Below are 13422 nucleotides of genomic sequence, written 5' to 3' on the forward strand. Positions count from 1 at the left end.
GTCAGCGGCTGATCGTTCGCGGGATGTCGACGCCGGTCAGCTTGTCGGGATTGCGCATCGCGTAGAAGTGGGTGATGCGGCCGTCGACGATCTCGACGGTGATCACGCCTTCGAAGCTGTCGCCGAGGTAGAGCTTGAGTGCCGGGGAGTTGTTGAACATCGCGGGCTCGACGCGCGCCGACTCGCCGCCCATCCGCACCAGGCCCATGACCAGCCGGGCCACCGCCACGGCCCCCGAAACCGGGCGCCGGGCTGCGCTGCGCTTGCCCGCACTGTCGGCCGTCCACACGACGTCGGGTGCCAGCACCTCGAGCAGCGTGTCCATGTCACCGGTCGAGGCCGCCGCGAAGAACCGTGCGGTGACCTCCATCGAGACCTGCGGGTCGACCGGCTCGAAGCGCTTGCGCCGCGACTGCACGTGCTCGCGAGCCCGGTGGGCCATCTGCCGCACGGCGCTCCCGGATTTGCCTATCGCCGAGGCGATTTCGTCATGGCTGAAACCGAACACCTCGCGCAGTACGAACACCGCGCGCTCGTCGGGCGTCAACGTCTCCAGCACCACGAGCATGGCCATCGACACCGACTCGGCGAGCACCGCGTCGGCCGCGCCGTCGCGGTGGTCGAGCAGCAGCGGCTCGGGCAGCCACGGCCCGACGTAGTCCTCGCGCCTGCGGGATTCGGCGCGCAGGGCGTTGAGGGCCTGGCGGGTGACGAGCTTGGCCAGATAGGCCTTGGTGTCGGTCACGGTCGCCAGGTCCACCTCGGCCCAGCGCAGGTAACTCTCCTGCAGCACGTCGTCGGATTCTGTTGCGGTGCCCAGTATTTCGTAGGCGATCGTGAACAGCAACGGCCGCAGCAGCGTGAACCGTTCGGCGTGCTCGGTCGAGTTACCCGCGCTGGGTGACGTCATCGGGCCACGGCCTCCTTGCGTGCCTCGGCGATCTGGCGTTCCCGGTCGCCGCCCTTGAACCAGAAGTACGAGCCGGGTTTGCGGGCTTCCTTGCGCATGAAGGTCAAGGTGGCCCGGCAGACCTGTTCTTTGACGAAAGCCGCGGTGCGCCCGCCGATGTAGATGCGTCGCGGAGTGTCGTCGGAATGCGAGATCTGCACGGATCCGAAGGTGCGGCCCACGCTGATGCACTGCCCGCTGAACGCCTGGTTCAGCTCTGCCGGCTTCTCGCCGGCGATGCGGGCGAGGACGGTGTTGGCGGCCTGCACGCCCATGGGCCCGGCGGCCTGGCAGCTCATCCGTAGCGGCACGCCCGACGGCGATGCGGCGTCGCCGGCCGCGACGATGCGAGCATCGTCGACACTGGTGAGGGTTTCGTCGGTCAGCAGTCTGCCGAGCCCGTCGGTGGTCAGACCGCTGGCCGCGGCCAGGCCCGGGACACCGAATCCGGTGGTCCACACCGTCACCGCACTGGGCAGCCGATTGCCGTCGGCCATGAACACCTCAGTCGCGGAAACCGATGCGACCAGAATGTCGGGGCCGTCGACGATCGTGACGCCGAGTTTCGTGAGCGCCTTGACCACCGAGCGCCGGGCCTGGACGCCGAGGGAAGCCCCGACCACATCGGTGACGAGGGTGACGTTGCGTCCCGCTTCGGCGAACTCACTCGCGGCCTCGATTCCGGTCAGGCCGCCACCGACCACCACCAGGGGCGCGGACATCGGCACGTCCTGCAGCCGGGCCCGCAGGCGTTGGGCCTGTTCGAATTCGCTGAGCGGATAGGCGAATTCGGCTGCGCCCGGCACCGATGCCGGCACGCCGCCGGTGCTGCCGACGGCGTAGATCAGATAGTCGTAGTCCAGCACGTCCCCCGAGGTCAGCTGCACCTGACGAATGTCGGCGTCGATGCGCTCGGCACCGTCGACCACGAGCCGGACCCGGTCGCCCAGCAATTCGGCGTAGTTCGCGGCGGCGTCGTAATTGCCTGCCGCCATCTGGTGCAGCCGGATCCGCTCGGTGAACGTCGGCCGCGGGTTCACCAGGGTGATCGCCACGCGCGGGTTGCTCTGCAGGTGGTTGGCGGCCAGGACGCCGGCGTATCCACCGCCGATGACGACTACGTGTGGTGTCTGGTTGGTCACGAGTGTCTCCTTTCAAAGGCTTGTGCCCTCAAGACACCGCGCGTCGCCGGAATGTGACAGCCAGGCCGCCCCTGTGGTCTACATCACCTCGATGATCGCTCAGACCAGGCCGAGCGCCAGCATGGCGTCGGCGACCCGGATGAACCCCGCGATGTTGGCCCCGGCGACGTAGTTGCCGGGTTGCCCGTATTCGTCGGCGGTCGACAGGCAGCGATCGTGGATGCGGCGCATGATCTCGGCGAGGCGCGCCTCGGTCTCGTCGAACGTCCACGAATCGCGCGACGCGTTCTGCTGCATCTCCAATGCGCTCGTGGCGACGCCGCCTGCGTTCACGGCCTTGCCCGGGGCGAACGTCACGCCGGCCTGGTCGAACAGCTTGACGGCCTCGGGTGTGCACGGCATGTTGGCGCCCTCGGCGACGATGCGGCAGCCTGATTCGATCAGCAGGCCGGCATCCGTCCCGGACACCTCGTTCTGCGTCGCGCAGGGCAGCGCGATGTCACACGGCACTTCCCACACACTGCGGTCGGCGACGAATTGCGATGTGCCGCCGCGGGCTTCGACGTAGTCATCGATGCGGCCGCGGTGCACCTCCTTGATCTCCTTGAGGATGTCGAGGTCGATGCCCTTGTCATCGACCACGTAGCCGCCCGAATCCGAACAGGCGACCACGATCCCGCCGAGCGCGTGGACCTTCTCGATCGCGTAGATCGCGACGTTGCCCGAGCCGGACACCACGACGCGCTTGCCGTCGAAGGATTGCCCGATCGCACGCAGGATCTCGTCGACGAAGAACACCGTGCCGTATCCGGTGGCCTCGGTGCGGACCTGCGATCCGCCCCACGTCAGTCCCTTGCCGGTGAAGACGCCCGACTCGTAGCGGTTGGTGATCCGCTTGTATTGGCCGAACAGGTAACCGATTTCGCGCATGCCGACGCCGATGTCGCCGGCGGGAACGTCGGTGTATTCGCCGATGTGACGGTAGAGCTCGGTCATGAAGGACTGGCAGAACCGCATCACCTCGGCGTCCGAGCGGCCCTTGGGATCGAAGTCCGATCCGCCCTTGCCGCCGCCGATGGGCAGGCCGGTCAACGAATTCTTGAAGATCTGCTCGAAGCCGAGGAACTTCACGATGCCGAGGTAGACCGACGGGTGGAACCGCAGCCCGCCCTTGAACGGCCCGAGCGCCGAGTTGAATTCGACGCGGAACCCGCGGTTGATCTGCACGGTGCCGGAGTCGTCGTGCCACGGCACGCGGAAGATGATCTGCCGTTCGGGCTCGCACAGCCGGCGGATCACCGCGTTGTCGGCGTATTCGGGATGTTTGGCGACGACCGGCCCGAGGCTCGTGAGCACCTCGGTGACGGCCTGGTGGAATTCCGTCTCGCCGGCGTTGCGGCGCGTCACTTCCTCGAAGATGGCCTGCAGCTTGGGATGTAGTTCGGCCACGTCAGTCCGCCTGGTAGCGCGGGAACACGCCGGTCGGGGCCGGGAGCGCGACGCCGGGCTTGATCCGGGTCGCGATCGCGGTGAAGCTGCGCTCGTCGGCAGGCTGGCCCAACAGGTCGAGCAGCTTGGCCGTCGACTCGGGCATCACGGGCTGGGTCAGCAGTGCCGCGATGCGGACCACCTCCAGCGTCGTGTAGAGCACGGTGCGGAACCGCGCCTGGTCGGCGGGAGCGTCGGACTTGCGCAGCACCCACGGCTCCTGCGCGGAGAAGTAGCGGTTGGCCGCACCCAGCACCGACCAGATCGCCTCCAGCGCAAGGTGCATCGCAGGCACGTCGTAGTGTGCGCGCACCTGCTCCAGCAGATCGTCTGCCGCGGCCAGCAGCGCGGTGTCGTCGTCGGTGAACTCACCCGGATCGGGTACGACACCGTCGAGGTTCTTGGCCACCATCGACAGCGAGCGCTGCGCGAGGTTGCCGAGCTCATTGGCCAGGTCGGCGTTTACGCGGCCGATGATGGCCTCTTCGTTATAGCTGCCGTCCTGGCCGAACGGCACCTCGCGCAACAGGAAGTAGCGCACCTGGTCGAGGCCGAACGTGTCGACGAGGTTCACCGGGTCGATGACGTTGCCGATCGACTTGCTCATCTTCTCGCCCTTGTTGAGCAGGAAGCCGTGTACGAATACCCGCTTCGGCAGTTCGATGCCCGCCGACATCAGGAATGCCGGCCAGTACACGGTGTGGAACCGGATGATGTCCTTGCCGATCATGTGCAGATCCGCCGGCCAGTACCGCTGGAAGGCTTCCGACGCGGTGTCGGGGAACCCGACGCCGGTCAGGTAGTTGGTCAGCGCGTCCACCCACACGTACATGACGTGATCGGGATGGTCGGGGACGGGCACACCCCAGTCGAACGTGGTGCGCGAGATCGACAGATCGCGTAGCCCACCCGACACGAAGCTCTTCACCTCGTTGCGGCGCACTTCGGGTGCGATGAACTCCGGATGCGCGTCGTAGTGCGCCAGGAGCCGCTCGGCGTATGCCGACAGCCGGAAGAAGTAGGTCTGTTCCTCGGTCCAGGTGAGCGGCGCGCCGGTTTCCGTCGCGATGCGCGTGCCGTCGGGCTGCTCGGTGGTCTCACCTTCGGTGAAGAACCGCTCGTCGCGGACCGAGTACCAACCCTTGTACGAGTCCAGGTAGATGTCACCGGCCTCGTTCATCCGCTTCCAGATCTCCTTGGACGCCTCGTAATGGTCGGCGTCGGAGGTCCGGATGAACCGGTCGAAGGAGACGTTGAGCTTCTCCTGGAGACGCTGGAACACGTCGGAATTGCGGTTGGCAAGCTCGGCGGCGGTGACGCCCTCGGCGGCTGCGGTCTCGGCCATCTTCTGGCCGTGCACGTCGGTTCCGGTCAGGTACCGCACGTCGAAGCCGTCGAGCCGCTTGAACCGCGCGACCGCGTCGGTTGCGATGTACTCGTAGGCGTGGCCGATGTGCGGCGCACCGTTGGGATAGGCGATGGCCGTGGTGATGTAGTAGGCAGGCTTGCTCATCAGGGCTCCCACTCTATTGTTCGGTGGTGAGTTCCAAACGCTCAGCCAGGGACAAGCCGCCCGCCCCGGATCCGTTGACGCCGTTGGTCGACGCGCACACCCATCTCGATGCGTGCGGCGCCGAGACGGCCGACGATGTGCGGGCCATCCTCGACCGGGCGGCCGCGGTCGGCGTGCAGCAGGTCGTGACCATCGCCGACGATCTCGCGTCGGCGCACTGGGTGACCACGGCGGCCGACGCCGACGAGCGCGTCTACGCGGCCGTGGCGCTACACCCGACGCGGGCCAATGCGCTCACCGACGACGCGAAGGCCGACCTGGAGCGGCTGGCCGCCCATCCGCGGGTGGTCGCGGTCGGCGAGACCGGGATGGACATGTACTGGCCCGGACGGCTCGACGGCTGCGCGACGCCGGCCGAGCAGCGCGACGGCTTCGCCTGGCACATCGAGCTGGCCAAGCGCAGCGGCAAACCGCTGATGATCCACAACCGCGACGCCGACGCCGAGGTGCTCGACGTGCTGCGTGCCGAAGGTGCGCCCGAGACTGTGATCTTCCACTGTTTCTCGTCCGGACCGGACATGGCTCGCACATGTGTGGACGCCGGCTGGGTGCTGAGCCTGTCCGGCACCGTGAGCTTCAAGAACGCGCATGAGCTGCGGGAAGCCGCGCGGCTGATCCCGGCCGGCCAGATGCTCGTCGAGACCGACGCGCCGTTTCTGACGCCGCACCCGTACCGCGGAGCGCCGAACGAGCCCTATTGCCTGCCATACACTGTCCGGGCACTCGCAGAGTTGCTGGACCGGCCCGCCGAGGAGGTCGCGTCCGAGACCGCGGCCACTGCCGCGCGGGTGTACGGACTTAACGGGAGTTGCCGGTCCTAGACCGATTCGTTACCGTCTTGTGATCAAACGCTCCGACTGGCCGGCGGTGAACTGTGCCGGCAGAACCGAAACGCGAGAACCGTGGACGCGCTGAACAAAATTCATGAATCCCGATCCCCCCTGCTTCGCGGCGTCGTCGGCGCCCTGTTGGTGACTCTCACCGCGGCCGGTGGTTACGCCGTGTCGTCGCACAAGACGGTGACGCTGAGCGTCGACGGATCGCCCATGACGGTGACGACGATGAAGTCCCGCGTGATCGACGTCGTCGAGGAGAACGGGTTCGACGTCGGCGAGCGCGACGATCTCTACCCGGCCGCCGAGCAGGCCGTGCACCAGTCCGACACCATCGTGCTCCGCCGTAGCCGGCCGCTGCAGTTGTCGCTCGATGGTCAAGACAGCAAGCAGGTCTGGACCACCGCATCGACCGTCGACGAGGCGCTCGCGCAGCTGCGGATGACCGACAAGGCGCCCGCCGCGGCGTCGCGCGGCAGCCGGGTGCCGCTGGCCGGCATGGCCCTGCCCGTGGTCAGCCCCAAGACCGTGCAGATCGACGACGGGGGAGTGGTCTCGACGGTGCATCTCGCGGCGCCGAACGTCGCGGGCCTGTTGCGGGCCGCCGGTGTTCCGCTCGAGCAGAACGACACCGTCGTTCCTGCCGCATCGTCGCCGGTCATCGACGGTATGCAGATCCAGGTGACGCGCATGCGCATCGAGAAGGTGACCGAACGCGTGCCTCTTGCCCCGGGCAACAAGCGAATCGAGGACGTCACCCTCAACATGAGCCGTCAGGTCGTCGAGGATCCGGGTGCGCCGGGCACCCAGGATGTAACTTTTGCCGTCGCAAAGGTAAACGGGGTGGAAACCGGCAGGCTGCCAGTAGCCAATGTCGTTATCAATCCGGCCCGCGACGGTGTGCTCCGAGTGGGAGCAAAGCCGGGCACCGAAGTGCCGCCGGTTACCAATGCGGCCGCCTGGGACGCGCTTGCGCAGTGCGAAGCCGGAGGTAACTGGGCCATTAACACTGGTAACGGTTTTTACGGTGGTGTTCAATTTGATCAAAACACTTGGGAGAGAAGCGGCGGTCTGCGGTATGCTCCGAGAGCCGACTTGGCGACTAGAGAAGAGCAGATTGCGATTGCTACGGTGACGCAAGCCCGGCAAGGTTGGGGAGCCTGGCCGGTTTGTAGCGGGAGGATTGGGGCGCGCTGACTATTCGACTGCTCGGGCGGACCGAGATAAGACGCTTGGCCAAAGAGATCGACTTTCGGCCACGCAAGTCATTTGGGCAGAACTTTGTCCATGATGCCAACACAGTGCGGCGCATCGTGTCTGCGTCCGGTGTCCATCGAAACGACCATGTCCTCGAGGTCGGGCCGGGACTCGGTTCTCTGACACTTGCGTTGCTGGATCGCGGGGCCCGCGTCACCGCAGTGGAGATCGATCCGCTGCTGGCACGGCAACTTCCCGCCACGATCGCCGACCACTCGCACAGTGAGATCAACCGTCTCACGGTGCTCAACCGCGACATCCTGACGTTGATGCCGGCCGATCTCACCGAGCAGCCCACGGCGCTCGTTGCGAACCTGCCGTACAACGTCGCGGTGCCCGCGTTGTTGCACCTGCTGGCCGAGTTCCCGTCGATTCGCACGGTCATGGTCATGGTGCAGGCCGAGGTGGCCGAACGCCTGGCCGCGGAGCCGGGCGGCAAGGACTACGGCGTGCCCAGTGCCAAGATGCGTTTCTACGGAAACGTGCGCAGGCACGGCATGGTCTCGCCGACGGTCTTCTGGCCCATCCCGCGGGTGTACTCCGGGCTGGTCCGCCTCGACCGGTACGAGAATCCGGCATGGCCGATGGACGCGGAGTTCCGCGACGAGGTGTTCAACCTCATCGACATCGGGTTCGCGCAGCGTCGCAAGACGTCGCGTAACGCGTTCGCGGAGTGGGCCGGGTCGGGCAACGAGTCGGCGGAGCGGTTGCTGGCTGCCAGCATCGACCCGTCGCGTCGTGGCGAGACCCTCGGAATCGCCGATTTCGTGCGGCTGCTGCAGCGGGCGAAGGAAGCGGCGGGCGACGCCTGGGAAAGCAAGACGGCCGAGACCATCCGCGCCACCTAGGGCGCTGAGATCGACGATATGGTCGTCCACCTTTCGCAGTGCGCGACCATTTCGTCGTTTTCAACGCAGCGCGTTGGCGATCAGGTCGATGAACTCGGCGCACGAGTCATAGCGCCGCTCGGGGTCTTTCGCCAGAGCCTTGGCGAGGATCGAGTCGACGGCGTGGGGTATCCAGTCGAGTTGCCGTGAGATGCGTGGCGGCGCGGCCTGCAGCTGTTGGTCGACCATGCCCATCGCGGTTTTGGCGGCGAACGGCGGCGACCCGGTGAGCAGCTCGACCGTCGTGCAGGCCAGGGCGTACTCATCGGTGGCGGCCGAAGGCGAACGGCCGCAAAGCAATTCGGGCGCCGAATAGGGCAGTGACGCCTGCACCTGCGGGTGCGGGCCCTGGGCTTGGCGGGCGATCCGTTTGGCCGGGTCGAGGGTGAGACGTCCGCCGTCGTGTGACAGGCGCATGGCCACGTCCTCGGCGACCGAATGCGCCACGCCGAAGTCGATCAGCACCGCCCTCGGCCGGTCAGCCGGGACCGATTGGTCCACAAGAATATTCGTCGGCTTGACGTCGCAGTGCACGATTCCGAGCCGGTGCGCGTGGTCGAGTGCGGCGGCGATCTGTCGCAGCGCGGTCAGGCGTTCACCGGTCGTCGGCAGCGCGCCGACGGTTCCGCCGTCGATCAGTTCCATGGCCAGCCAGGCCGGCCCGGCTTCGAAGACCTTGACGATGTTGGGGTGCTCGACGCGCCCGGCGAAGTCGAACTCGCGCTGCAACCGCGCGAGATGATCGGGTTCACGGTGCGCATCGTCGAGCACTTTGAGTGCGACCGCACGCCCGGCGCCGTCGCGGGCCCGGTACACCACGGCCCAGCCGCCGCGGCCCACGACCTCTTCGACGGCGTATCCCGCGATCGTCTCGCCGGGTGACACCACCATCACAGCTTAGGTTCAGCGACGGTATGGACCGGTCGGCGATAGTGTCGTGGCCGTGTCCGCATCCGACGGCAGTACCGCATCCGAGTGGGTTCCCACTGGGTCGGTGACGGTGCGTGTGCCCGGCAAGGTGAACCTGTACCTGGCGGTGGGAGATCTGCGCGACGACGGCTACCACGACCTCACGACGGTGTTCCACGCGGTTTCGCTGCTGGACGAGGTGACCGTGCGCAACGCCGATGTGTTGTCGCTGACGCTGTCGGGCGAGGGCGTCGAATCGTTGCCGACCGATGAGCGCAATCTGGCGTGGCGCGCCGCGGTGCTGATGGCCGAGCACGTCGGCCGTGCGCCCGACGTCGCGATCAGCATCGAGAAGTCCATCCCGGTCGCCGGCGGCATGGCCGGTGGCAGTGCCGACGCCGCGGCGGTGCTCGTCGCGATGAACACGCTGTGGGAACTCGGCGTGCCGCGGCGCGACCTGCATGCCCTTGCGGCCCAGCTGGGCAGCGACGTGCCGTTCGCGCTGCACGGCGGGACCGCGCTGGGGTCCGGGCGCGGCGAGGAGCTCGCGACGGTGCTGGCGCGAAATACGTTCCACTGGGTGCTGGCGTTCGCGCACCGCGGGCTGTCGACGCCGAAGGTCTTCGGGGAGCTGGACCGCCTGCGGGCCGACGAGAGCCGCGGTGAGCTACCGCGAACCGAGGAGCCCGAGCCCGTGCTCGCGGCGCTGGCTTCGGGCGATCCGGCCGAGCTCGCCGCGCTGCTCGGCAACGACCTGCAACCGGCCGCGCTAAGCCTGTATCCCGATCTGCGCCGCACGCTGCGGGCGGGCGTCGAGGCAGGCGCGCTGGCCGGCATCGTGTCCGGCTCGGGGCCGACGTGCGCGTTCTTGTGCCCGTCGTCGACCGCGGCCGTCGACGTGGGCGCTGAGCTGGCCGGGGCCGGCGTGTGCCGGACGGTCCGGGTCGCCAGCGGACCGGTGCACGGGGCCCGCGTCGTCCCTGCTCCGTCGCCGTCGGTCTGACGGGCGCGCGGTGTGACACAGACCTCAATTGTCGCGAGAGTTTGGCAGCTACTTAAGGGTCTCTTAAGATGATCGACGGTGAAAGCTAGCGGTCAAGCATCGGACGCGACTTCGCCCGCCGCAGGTGTGGGCGGGCGGTTCTACAGGCCTGTAGCCGGTACCGGTGCCCTTACTCCCGCAACGTTGCGGGCGGTGGCTGTGCCCTTACGGAAGTCATCACCGAACCGAGACATAACTGCTGCCCAATTGTGTGCGTGTGCCTACTTAAAAGCGCCGCGCACAGGGCGGAGCATGGATAGCCGGGCAATGACGCCGGCACCTAGGAGGTCGTCGTGAGCAGATTCACCGAGAAGATGTACCGCAACGCTCGTGAGAGCAAGCGCGGCATGGTGACCGGTGAGCCGCACGAGCCGGTGCGACACACCTGGGGTGAGGTGCACGAGCGCGCCCGGTGTATCGCAGGCGGTCTGGCCGCGGCCGGAATCAATCACGGCGACGCCGTCGGCGTCCTGGCCGGTTTCCCGGTGGAGATCGCGCCGACCGCGCAGGGCGTGTGGATGCGCGGCGCGAGCCTGACCATGCTGCACCAGCCGACCCCGCGCACCGACCTGGCGGTGTGGGCCGAGGACACCATGAACGTCATCGGCATGATCGAGGCCGACGCCGTCATCGTCTCCGAGCCGTTCCTCGTCGCGATCCCGGTGCTGGAGGAGAAGGGCGTCAAGGTCCTCAAGGTCGCCGACCTGCTGGCCGCCGATCCGATCGACCCCGTCGAGACCGGCGAGGACGATCTGGCTCTCATGCAGCTGACGTCCGGATCGACGGGATCGCCCAAAGCCGTCCAGATCACGCACCGCAACATCCACTCCAACGCCGAGGCCATGTTCATCGGCGCGGAGTACGACGTCGACAAGGACGTCATGGTCAGCTGGCTGCCGTGCTTCCACGACATGGGCATGGTCGGGTTCCTGACCATCCCGATGTACTTCGGCGCCGAGCTCGTCAAGGTCACGCCGATGGACTTCCTGCGCGACACGCTGCTGTGGGCCAAGCTGATCGACAAGTACAAGGGCACCATGACGGCGGCGCCCAACTTCGCCTACGCGCTGCTGGCCAAGCGACTGCGCCGGCAGGCCAAGCCCGGCGACTTCGACCTGTCGACGCTGCGGTTCGCGCTGTCGGGTGCCGAGCCGGTCGAGCCCGCCGACGTCGAGGACCTGCTGGACGCGGGCAAGCCGTTCGGGCTCAAGTCGTCGGCGATCCTGCCGGCCTACGGCATGGCCGAGACGTGCCTGGCGGTGTCGTTCTCGCCGTGCAACGCCGGCCTGGTGGTCGACGAGGTCGACGCCGACCTGCTGGCCGCACTTCGCCGCGCCGTGCCCGCCACCAAGGGCAACACCAAGCGGCTGGCCTCGCTCGGCCCGCTGCTCAAGGACCTCGAGGCCCGCGTCGTCGACGAGAACGGTGAGGTCATGCCCGCCCGCGGCGTCGGCGTCATCGAGCTGCGCGGGGAATCGCTGACCCCCGGCTACATCACGATGGGCGGCTTCCTGCCTGCTCAGGACGAGCACGGCTGGTACGACACCGGCGACCTCGGCTACATCACCGAAGAAGGCAACGTCGTCGTGTGCGGCCGCGTCAAGGACGTGATCATCATGGCCGGGCGCAACATCTACCCGACCGACATCGAGCGCGCCGCTGGCCGCGTCGAGGGCGTGCGCCCCGGCTGCGCCGTGGCGGTGCGCCTGGACGCCGGGCACTCACGCGAAACCTTCGCTGTCGCAGTCGAATCCAACGCCTGGCAGGATCCGGCCGAGGTGCGTCGCATCGAGCATCAGGTGGCCCACGAGGTGGTCTCCGAGGTCGACGTGCGGCCACGCAACGTCGTCGTGCTCGGCCCCGGCACCATCCCGAAGACGCCGTCGGGCAAGCTCCGCCGCGCGAATTCGGTTTCGCTGGTCACCGGCTGACTCGGCACCGCGAGCGACCGTGTCTGTACGCCGACACGCCGCTATCCGGCGGCATTTTGCGGTCGCTCGCGGCCCTCGGGCAGGCTGAAATCGGCTGCCGTAGCGAGCAGAACGCCGTTGTCCCCGTCAGGCGCTGAGAGCAGTAACCCGCTCGGCAATTCGTCGTCGACCCCCGGCACGGGCAGGGTAACCCCGCACGCGCCCAGATAGCTCAACACCATCGTGGTGCGCAGCGTCGACGCGTTGGCGGCGTCGTACGCCGCAGCGCCGGCGAGCAGGTCGGCAATGTGTGGCGGTTCGTGGCGCACCGTCGGACACAGCATTATCGCGCCTCCGAGTTCGGCACGGAATCGCAGGCGCAGCAACGGCATCGCCGCGCGCAAGGGGGCCACATCGGCACTGGCATTGCGGCGCAACCGACGTCGGGTCGCCGCCTCCATCGCGGCCGGATCGGCAAGCAGCGCCCCGAATGCCGCGTAGGCCTCGGCGCCGACGATCGTGCCGTGCGTGTCGAGTAGGCGCTGAGCCTGCCGCAGTGACGGCAACTCGCGGGTGGTGACGACGACTCCGTTGCGCCGTAACGCCTCGACGGCTGCCGTGAACGACGCGTGCACGCCGGGACTGCAGTCGTCGACCCATTCGCCTGCCGGGATGATCAGCTGCGATGCCGGTGGGACGGGATGTTGCCCGCGCACCAACAGCCGGTCGACGCGCTGGATGTCGCCGACCGAGCGTGCTATGAACCCCACACTGTCCAGGGTCGGCGACAGTGCGTGAAAGTCGTTGGGCCCGTAGCGGTGGTGGCTCGCCCGAAAGCCGACGCAGCCGGTGAATGCGGCCGGGACACGCACTGAGCCGGAGGTGTCGGTGCCGACGGCCAGCTTCGCGACCCCGACGGCGACGGCAACAGCGGCACCGCAGGAGGATCCGCCAGGTACGCGCGCCGCATCCAGCGGGTTGATCGGTGTACCGAAGTGCTGGTTGATGCCGAGCCCTGAGAACGCGAACTCGCTGAGGTTGGTCTTGCCGACCGTGACCGTGCCGAGCGCACGGAGGCGGCGCACGAGCGTGCTGTCCGCCTGCGCGGGCGGTTCATCGAGCCGCGAAGACGACCCGCAGGTGGTCACGGTGCCGGCGACGTCGAATAGGTCCTTCCACACCACCGGAACGCCGTCGACTGTGCTGCGCAGGGTGCCGCGCAGCCGACGGGCATCACTGTCGAAGGCTTCACGGCGGGCCCGATCAGCGGTCATCGTGATCATGGTCGATCGCGCAGCGGGGGTGTGGGCGCGGGCAAGGCTGAGCTCACACATCTGCTGCGCACTGGTGGTCTGCGGCATTACCGCAGGCTAGGCAGCCTCCTGAGGGCACCTGTATGGAGGAAGCTCCACTACGCGGCGGGTGAGAGTGT

11 protein-coding genes are annotated in these 13422 nt (G+C 67.7%); 5 read left to right on the plus strand and 6 right to left on the minus strand.

The genetic code is table 11. From position 1 onward, the window contains the following. Position 1: 1 nt before the first annotated feature. From ACOI2T_RS07160 to metG, 4 genes are all read right to left on the minus strand, one after another. The gene (locus tag ACOI2T_RS07160; protein ID WP_409504920.1) at positions 2 to 910 is read right to left on the minus strand and encodes an RNA polymerase sigma-70 factor; all 909 of its coding nucleotides are present in this window, start codon (positions 908 to 910) and stop codon (positions 2 to 4) included. Then, positions 907 to 2091 carry an NAD(P)/FAD-dependent oxidoreductase gene (locus tag ACOI2T_RS07165; RefSeq protein WP_409504919.1) on the minus strand — a complete coding sequence of 395 codons (1185 nt, stop codon included), beginning with the start codon at positions 2089 to 2091 and terminating at the stop codon, positions 907 to 909. Before ACOI2T_RS07165 ends, ACOI2T_RS07160 begins: the two co-directional genes overlap by 4 nt. Before the next feature lie 99 nt (positions 2092 to 2190). After that, positions 2191 to 3540, minus strand: coding sequence for an NADP-specific glutamate dehydrogenase (gene gdhA, locus ACOI2T_RS07170; RefSeq protein ID WP_409504918.1), 1350 nt, complete (start codon positions 3538 to 3540; stop codon positions 2191 to 2193). Position 3541: 1 nt separating this feature from the next. Then, positions 3542 to 5092: a methionine--tRNA ligase gene (metG, locus tag ACOI2T_RS07175; RefSeq protein ID WP_409504917.1), complete on the minus strand. Its 1551-nt coding sequence runs from the start codon at positions 5090 to 5092 to the stop codon at positions 3542 to 3544. Between the two features lie 26 nt (positions 5093 to 5118). Here metG and ACOI2T_RS07180 point away from each other — a divergent pair, with 26 nt between their 5' ends. The 3 genes from ACOI2T_RS07180 to rsmA all read left to right on the plus strand — a co-directional run bounded on the left by ACOI2T_RS07180 (position 5119) and on the right by rsmA (position 8090). Beyond that, positions 5119 to 5973 carry a TatD family hydrolase gene (locus ACOI2T_RS07180; RefSeq protein ID WP_409504916.1) on the plus strand — a complete coding sequence of 285 codons (855 nt, stop codon included), beginning with the start codon at positions 5119 to 5121 and terminating at the stop codon, positions 5971 to 5973. Between the two features lie 81 nt (positions 5974 to 6054). Further along, positions 6055 to 7182, plus strand: coding sequence for a resuscitation-promoting factor (locus tag ACOI2T_RS07185; RefSeq protein WP_067844340.1), 1128 nt, complete (start codon positions 6055 to 6057; stop codon positions 7180 to 7182). Then, positions 7179 to 8090 carry a 16S rRNA (adenine(1518)-N(6)/adenine(1519)-N(6))-dimethyltransferase RsmA gene (gene rsmA / locus ACOI2T_RS07190; protein WP_067844343.1) on the plus strand — a complete coding sequence of 304 codons (912 nt, stop codon included), beginning with the start codon at positions 7179 to 7181 and terminating at the stop codon, positions 8088 to 8090. Before ACOI2T_RS07185 ends, rsmA begins: the two co-directional genes overlap by 4 nt. Before the next feature lie 60 nt (positions 8091 to 8150). On the opposite strand, the gene ACOI2T_RS07195 is transcribed toward rsmA, so the two are convergent. Then, complete coding sequence (locus tag ACOI2T_RS07195) at positions 8151 to 9017, minus strand: serine/threonine-protein kinase (protein ID WP_409504915.1); 867 nt, start codon at positions 9015 to 9017, stop codon at positions 8151 to 8153. A 55-nt stretch (positions 9018 to 9072) separates the two neighbouring features. On the opposite strand from ACOI2T_RS07195, the gene ACOI2T_RS07200 reads away from it, so the two are divergent. Next, positions 9073 to 10041 (plus strand): 4-(cytidine 5'-diphospho)-2-C-methyl-D-erythritol kinase, encoded by a 969-nt coding sequence (locus ACOI2T_RS07200; protein ID WP_409504914.1) that lies wholly within the window; start codon positions 9073 to 9075, stop codon positions 10039 to 10041. Positions 10042 to 10373: 332 nt separating this feature from the next. Then, positions 10374 to 12011 carry a fatty acyl-AMP ligase gene (locus ACOI2T_RS07205; RefSeq protein WP_067844347.1) on the plus strand — a complete coding sequence of 546 codons (1638 nt, stop codon included), beginning with the start codon at positions 10374 to 10376 and terminating at the stop codon, positions 12009 to 12011. 41 nt (positions 12012 to 12052) lie between these two features. On the opposite strand, the gene ACOI2T_RS07210 is transcribed toward ACOI2T_RS07205, so the two are convergent. Continuing rightward, entirely contained in the window at positions 12053 to 13351 is a 1299-nt protein-coding gene (locus tag ACOI2T_RS07210; protein WP_409504913.1) for an amidase family protein, read from the minus strand. Positions 13352 to 13422: the final 71 nt, after the last annotated feature.

Source organism: Mycolicibacterium wolinskyi str. Jessa 2025 (genome assembly GCF_049241375.1).
Lineage (GTDB): Bacteria > Actinomycetota > Actinomycetes > Mycobacteriales > Mycobacteriaceae > Mycobacterium > Mycobacterium wolinskyi.

What these genes read in the sequence shown, in the direction of transcription:
- ACOI2T_RS07160 (WP_409504920.1), bottom strand. Translation starts at nt 910, where the DNA reads ATGACGTCACCCAGCGCGGGTAACTCGACCGAGCACGCCGAACGGTTC.
- metG (WP_409504917.1), bottom strand. Translation starts at nt 5,092, where the DNA reads ATGAGCAAGCCTGCCTACTACATCACCACGGCCATCGCCTATCCCAAC.
- ACOI2T_RS07210 (WP_409504913.1), bottom strand. Translation starts at nt 13,351, where the DNA reads ATGCCGCAGACCACCAGTGCGCAGCAGATGTGTGAGCTCAGCCTTGCC.